Source organism: Bacillus sp. 166amftsu, assembly GCF_900107445.1.
In the GTDB taxonomy this organism is placed as follows: Bacteria; Bacillota; Bacilli; order Bacillales; family Bacillaceae_G; genus Bacillus_A; species Bacillus_A arachidis.
The window spans coordinates 1-6,963 of record NZ_FNQA01000047.1; the positions used below are offsets into that span (position 1 = coordinate 1).

The following is a 6,963-nucleotide window of genomic DNA, read 5'->3' on the forward strand; positions in this document are numbered from 1 at the left end:
AAATTAAACAGAAAATAACTTCAAAATCAACTTTTATTGTATATTTTGGAGTTACTTTACGTTTGCTTCTGTAGAATCATAGGAAAGGATGGCGTATTTTTTCATTTTAGGGGGTATTTTGTTTTGTTAGCTTGATAGCGATGTGGTGCTACCCCTTAATAAAAATTTTCTTTTTAAGCAATGCTTATATGTTTGGAATTGGTTAATTAGTTGATGTCCTATTGTGTTCTGTAATTATCTGTTTCAAATACATATATTGTTGATACCGATCCATAAATTTTTCGTGTAGTGGTACATTGTTTATATGATTCTGTTGAAAATAGTTTTTTAAAAATATAATGAACTTTTTTTCCATTCGCTTTTCCCTAGTACGATGAAATAAATCAAAAAGTAGCGTACCTCTATTTTCAATAAAAGGAACCTTTTCGAATATCTGTAAAAAATGACTTAATTCTTCTACATTATAGAAGGTATCAATCTTTTCGTTACGAGGTGTATCAAATTTGTATGTTGAGTAAATATAAACATCGGTGAAGTTTCTATCTTCGGAGTTGGGTTTTAAATGAAAACCTAATTCTTTGGCTTTTTCATATAGTTTAATTTTTTGAGGAGAATCTTTATACACAGTTACAGTGGCATATAATTCTGGAATTCCTACGACTTTCGCAAATAGAACACGATGATTTCCGTCCATTACCTTGAAATGATTTTTGTATTCTACAAGCTCGATAGCATTCTCATGTAAACCAGCACGATTCATTTCTACACGTTTCATGGGTGTACTCTTCATATATGTTTCAAAATATTCGGGCTCTGTTATATATCTGTCTAATATGTAACTTCCAGGATTTGATTTTTCAAATGCTTCTATAACAGTAGAGTTTTTATATTTATCATGACGAGTACTGGTGATGTTTGTACACTTTACTAACTTATCTTCTTCATGCCTATCGCAACAGAAATTTATGAAATCGGGATAAATATTCATTTTATGATCTATACATTTCGGGGGTTGATTTTTATTAATTCCAAGATGGTTATAAAAAGAGTTGAAATTACTCATCTTTTATTCTCCAATTTAAAGTATTTTGTACATTTCTTATTTGTATACATATCCACCCTCATATAATTGGGCTAGTGAGCTGTAAAGTAAATCTTTATTCATAGCATTTTTCAAATGATCTACATGGCGCACATGGCTCAGAGTACTACAGATTCTAATTTTCTGTTTGTTATTCAGAAAATAAAATAAACGCATCCTTTTTTCTATAAAATTTAATTGCTCATGTATGTCTCTAAATCGATTCTTTATCCAAAACATTTCTTCTTGATTAAAATTAAAACTAGAATAGCATGGAATTTCGTGGGTGTTTAAGGAAATATCTTTATACATGATTCTCCGATCTTGTATGTGAAAATTCAATTCCTCTGCACTTTCCTTTAAATCTTTCAATAACTTTTTATAATGTAAATAGTAAGCTTCCGATGTGTAGTTATGTTTATATATTTCAACTTCAGCGAATATATATGGTGCATTTATCATCTTTGCAAATACTGTTCTATGATTTCCATCAGTTACTACATAAATATCCTCTTTATCAAGATATGAAAGGTTGATTTTATGTTTGGGGTGTTGGAAATATTCGATAGAAGCTGCAAGACCATTTTCTTGTAAGTATTTATAATGAGTTTCTATACGATTAAGAGCTAAAACACCAGCTTCGCCAGTCATATGTTGTGCCCAAGTACAATTAGTATTTAATCTAGTATCTGTTAAACCTCTAATCTTTGAAATTTTTACTAGCATATTTTTCTTTTCAGTTGGTATATGGTCGTAATACAGCTCTAATTTCTCGCATAATATAGGTTTTTCCAGATTCATTTTTTTAAGATGATCTAAATCGACCCCGTGATTACGCAATCCGTTAATTAAACAAATGGTCATGGTATCTCCTTTCCGTTTTTCTACTAAAGTTTGTAGTTGTTATTTCAAACAAGTTAAATACCTCTGGTTGTCATCTTTTTTACGAAAGATTGTACTTATAAAAAATATTATTAGGATTTAGTTATCTAATATCTTTTTTATACTGCCCTCTGTTCTATTAGTATTAAATTTTACCTCAAAACCAAATTTTTTATAAAAATGTTCTAATTTATCAAAATGGTCTCTGTCTTCTGGTGATAGCCGCCCAGAAATGTGTGAAACTTTCATTTCTTTAGCCATTTTAATAAGATATTTCATTGTAATAGAGCCGTTCCCAATGTTTTCTTTCGGACTCGTTATATTTCCAATCCATATATAGTCAGTTTCTTGATGTGAATTGTTACGGAGAGTTGCAAAAAGTGTAGGAATTTGATAATTATCATTGAATCTTCGTACATACAATTTAATCTCAAAAGACCGTCCGATCGGTGCTCTAAATACAAATACTTCATCATTTTTCTTATTTTTTTCAATGCCAATAATTTCAGCTTGTGGATACTTAGAAAAAATTTCTTTTGGTATGTCATATGTTTTTTTTAGTTTGTTTATTTTAGTTTCAAATTCATCTTCAATAAGCGATACTTGTCGTTGGTAGTTATTATGAATTAAGGATAATTCTTTTTTAAAAAGAGTTTTTAGAATAAATTTTTTCATTTTTAGACCTCGTAAATTGGGATTTGTATACGTGTACCTAACTCTAAAATAAATTAAACGTATATCGGCAATATCTCGATTGCATTTCTTGGTGTTGACAAATTGTTTTCATAATATCCCCCTTTAAATAGTTTGATTCAAACGCTTTTCAAATTTCTTCATATTTCTTTACAAGGCGGTAAAATGTAGTTTTTGATAGATTCGCTTGTTTCATTGCTTCAACAGCGGTTATTGCACCTGTTTTCCAAGCGTTATAAGCAGTGATAAATTCATCTGTAATTTCTGTCTTCGGTCTTCCAAGATGTTTTCCTTGTTTTTTAGCCAGATGTATTCCTTCTTGTTGACGAACTTTTATCTTTGATCGCTCTTCTTCAGCAAGCCAAGAAAGAATTTGAAGTACCAGGTCTGTAATGAGATTTCCTAAGTTGTCCTGATACTTAGTTGTATCTAACAAAGGCATATCAATTACAACGATATGAGCTTTAATATTTTTAGTGATATCCTTCCATTCATTTAAAATCGCCTCTTTGTTTCTCCCAAAACGATCTAATGATTGTACATATAAAACATCTCCTTCTCGTAACATCATTTTTACAAGTTGATATTTTTGACGATTAAAATCTTTACCAGATTGTTTATCAATGAAAATATCTCTTTCATCAATACCAACTTGTTTCATCGCTTCTAGCTGTCTACCCTCGTTTTGATCTTTACTACTTACGCGAATATATCCGAATTTTCTGTTATTCAAGGTGTTAAAATCTCCTTCTCTTGATGTTTTATAATACCTATTATAACAAAACAGTTCCAAAAGGTGTCTAATTTTTAGAGACGTTTCAAAAATGTATTTTTAAGGTTTTGGAACGTATATTTCATGTGATTTTTACAGTTCCAAAAGGTGTACCTATTGGAATAAAAAAAAGAATCGGTATCAATTCTTCTCTTTGAAGCTTTTTATGAAATTATTTGTGTAGGAAGGTTACAATCGAACTTGTTAAAGTACCGACCTATTTTTAAAGGCTTCTACGCCCTTTATATCCGAACTGCGGTATATATGATAAGCAGGGTGATGTGTATCGACATATAAATCAAATCCTAAAGCAACTGCTCTAATACAAAAGTGCCTATCTTCTCCCCAAAAAGAAAGGTTTTTAATTGGTGAGAAATTAACTCCTGCTTGTAAGGCCTTTCGACTAATAAGTGTGCAAGCGCCTAACCCCCCTACTTCATATACGCCTGGTATTCGTAGTTGATGTAGGAAGGAGGATACTTGCTCTTGGATCTCCTCGTCAGACATTGAGGAGAGGTGTTGTTTTTTATACATGGAATACTCATCCTCTAACCATACTTGGGGCATTTCGATTGTTCCTGGTTGCCAAGAGGTCCAAAATATATTACTAATTATATCTTTTTCTGCAGATAGTAATCGATTTAATGTATTTGGATGCAATACCAAATCAGAATCGATAAGAAATAAATAATCATGTTGTTTAGCTAATGCATACTGAATTATATAATTTTTCATTTCGGCAACCTTGTTTATGAGTTCGTTAGTCCAATAATGTGTATAATTATCTTTTAAATATGTAAATTTTTCTTCAGATTTAAATATAGTGGTGTTTTTACTTTTAAAAGAGAATTGCTCAATTAATTCTTGGGCTTCTATTTCATTATTATCATCGAAGAAACAATAGGATATTTTAATGCTTCTATGATGATTCAAATTTTCCAATGACTCCAAAAATTCTTTTAGAATATCTTTCTTCTGGTGAACAGGACCTGCAATTAAGACAGTTTTCATTCTTTCTATCCCCCTAATTAGTGCGATGACTCACTCCATTGAATTACATTAGGAAAAGATTCTAAAATTGATTCATACTGTTCCTTCCATCCATATATACCTTCAGGATCAAGTTTTTTATAACGTTTATACTTTCTCTTACGATCTTCTTCCCTTACCCAACCATAGTGTTTTACTCGAGCAAGATGACATGTATAGGGAAGCTGCAAAATAGTTTCTGGAAATCTACCACAATGTAAAGGTGAAGAATTCCAAGTATATTTGATTGCTTTCTGATATCGCACTAAAAATGGCCGATAGTAATGGTGGGCATGCCAATATTGATCATCCCTATAATGAGTTTCTGACCACATATCATATAATCGAAAATAAACAACATCATAATCGCTAGAAGATATGATACTTTTTACTTGAGACTGGAATCTTGATTCAAATATTTCATCTGCATCTAGATTTAATATCCATTCCGGGCTTATTCTAATTGTTTCTTCCCATTGCTTTTGCCTTAAATGCGTTTCATTTGAGAATAGGGATGTTTCATTTTTTACAATTGTATGAGGGACATCCCTTAATAAATCTTCACATAATGTTACTGTGTCATCTGTACTGGCATCATCAATGATTACAACATAATCTACAAATTTCAAATGATTTTTTAAGGCCCTTTTTAGATATCGATCGACCTCGTTCTTTACAACCATACTAAGAGCAATCTGAGGCCTTTCTCGCATACTTATACCCCTCCTGCTTCTACAAGTTTTGAAAAATATTTTTCATTATGTATCACTGCTGGGTGATTTGGATTATACTCTACTGCTATCCGATGATGTTGCATAGCTTTTTCAATATTTCCGACTTTGTCATAACAAACGCATAATTGTACATGAGGGAGCCAAGTCCATGCTTCCTCCCGATAACTTAATCCTCTGAATTGTGGTGCACTTTCTAGGGTGGTAGCCAAGTTATACCAAAATATAGCTTGATTCCACTTTTGCAAATCAAAATATGCTTGTCCTAATTGACAACATACCTCAGCCCTTGGTTTATCATACAGAAAGGCACGAAATAAACTCTTTATTTGCTCCTCATTATTATTCAGATTGGCGTAACAGTGTGCCATATTTATACAAGCGGAAATTTCATCTTCAATCCAGCCTTTTTTTGTCTGTAAAAATTGTTCATATACCATTAACGCTTCTTCAAAAAAAGCATGGTCACATAGCTCATTGCCATAGTAATACAAGTCCCTTGTTGAAAGCATTTCTCCTTTTTGCACAAGTTCTCTATATATTCGTAAATTCCGATCAGTATAGGCTTTCAATTTTTTATGATGAATACTAGTATTACTATGAATAATGTTTCCATGTACCTCAAGGTACTCATGGACTATCCCTCTCCACGCAAATCCTTTCTCACGTTTCACCAAACGATTACGCATCGTGCTATAGATTGGCATATCTTCACTATCAAACATAAGGTGATATGGCATCATCACGCTGTCTACTAAGGAAGAAAGCTCCTGTTTTAATTGTAAAAACTTTTCTTGGTTTTTTTCATCTATTACATCATCAGCATCTAACCATAGGATGTAGTCCTTTGTTGCTTTCGAAAAGGAAAAATTGCGCGCAATAGAAAAATCATTAACCCACTCAAATTCAAAGATCTTATGAGTAAACCGGGATGCTATTTCTTTGGTCCTATCTGTTGAACCTGTATCAACAATGATAATCTCATCAACAAGATTCTTGACCGATAATAAACATCGTTCAAGCACATCTTCTTCATCCTTTACAATCATGCATAAACTAATTGTTGGCACTAGCGATCCTCCTTGTCACAGTAACCTATTTTTTCATCTATTATATGAGAGTATTTTTGAAATTAGACTAAGCGTTGGGAATTATAAGATAATTCCATATTAACTTAATGAAAATAAATAGTTTCTATCCTTTCTTATCAAAAGATACTTTGCTTATATGGTTCTATTTCCAAAACTAGCATATATATACTAGTTTTAGGAGTTGCTAGATATGGATGTTTACACCATTATCATTCCTAATTGCCGAGGGGGTGAAACTATGAGTGATTTAGAAGTTTTACATTATATTTCATAAGATGTTCCTTTTAAATTCAAGGAGTGGTAGCCAAAGTGTATTAGAGTTAGATGTTTCGATATGACATAACGAGGTGCTTTTATATGGAAGATAATGAATTATTGAGCATTTTACTCAATTTTATTAGAAACTCTGGAGGAGTTCCTTCTATTCAAGCTGGAACTAGAGCAGAGCGGCCATCTTCTCCATTAATAGGAAGTTTATTTATTGATATACAAGTACGTATTATTTACCAATTCAATGGGGAAAAATGGGAGCCGTTACTAAATTCCTCTTCACTTGTTTTATCTGATTCACCTAGGCCTTCCAGAATTATAGTCCCAATAGGGATTAGTGGACCTACCGGTGCCACTGGAGCTACTGGAGCTACTGGAGCCACTGGGGTTACTGGCACTACTGGAATTACTGGA

7 protein-coding genes and 1 pseudogene are annotated in these 6,963 nt (G+C 32.2%); 1 reads left to right on the forward strand and 7 read right to left on the reverse strand.

Going from position 1 to position 6,963, the window contains the following annotated elements; genetic code table 11:
- Positions 1-202: 202 nt before the first annotated feature.
- The 7 genes from BLV40_RS27275 to BLV40_RS27305 all read right to left on the reverse strand — a co-directional run bounded on the left by BLV40_RS27275 (position 203) and on the right by BLV40_RS27305 (position 6,237).
- Positions 203-1,063: a hypothetical protein gene (locus BLV40_RS27275; RefSeq protein ID WP_090695741.1), complete on the reverse strand. Its 861-nt coding sequence runs from the start codon at positions 1,061-1,063 to the stop codon at positions 203-205.
- Positions 1,064-1,099: 36 nt separating this feature from the next.
- Positions 1,100-1,945: a hypothetical protein gene (locus BLV40_RS27280; RefSeq protein ID WP_090695743.1), complete on the reverse strand. Its 846-nt coding sequence runs from the start codon at positions 1,943-1,945 to the stop codon at positions 1,100-1,102.
- 117 nt (positions 1,946-2,062) lie between these two features.
- A complete protein-coding gene (locus tag BLV40_RS27285) occupies positions 2,063-2,638 on the reverse strand; it encodes a hypothetical protein (RefSeq protein WP_090695744.1) in 576 nt (191 codons plus the stop codon).
- 148 nt (positions 2,639-2,786) lie between these two features.
- Entirely contained in the window at positions 2,787-3,389 is a 603-nt protein-coding gene (locus BLV40_RS27290; protein WP_090695746.1) for a recombinase family protein, read from the reverse strand.
- A gap of 243 nt (positions 3,390-3,632) precedes the next feature.
- Positions 3,633-4,439 carry a glycosyltransferase family 2 protein gene (locus BLV40_RS27295; protein ID WP_090695748.1) on the reverse strand — a complete coding sequence of 269 codons (807 nt, stop codon included), beginning with the start codon at positions 4,437-4,439 and terminating at the stop codon, positions 3,633-3,635.
- A gap of 17 nt (positions 4,440-4,456) precedes the next feature.
- Positions 4,457-5,170, reverse strand: a complete 714-nt coding sequence (locus BLV40_RS27300) for a glycosyltransferase family 2 protein (RefSeq protein WP_090695750.1) — start codon at positions 5,168-5,170, stop codon at positions 4,457-4,459.
- A 2-nt stretch (positions 5,171-5,172) separates the two neighbouring features.
- On the reverse strand, positions 5,173-6,237 hold the full coding sequence (locus tag BLV40_RS27305) for a glycosyltransferase family 2 protein (protein ID WP_090695752.1): 1,065 nt from the start codon (positions 6,235-6,237) through the stop codon (positions 5,173-5,175).
- Positions 6,238-6,603: 366 nt separating this feature from the next.
- Between BLV40_RS27305 and BLV40_RS29555 the strand changes: the two are divergent.
- A pseudogene (locus BLV40_RS29555) lies at positions 6,604-6,963 on the forward strand (hypothetical protein); the annotation flags it as partial.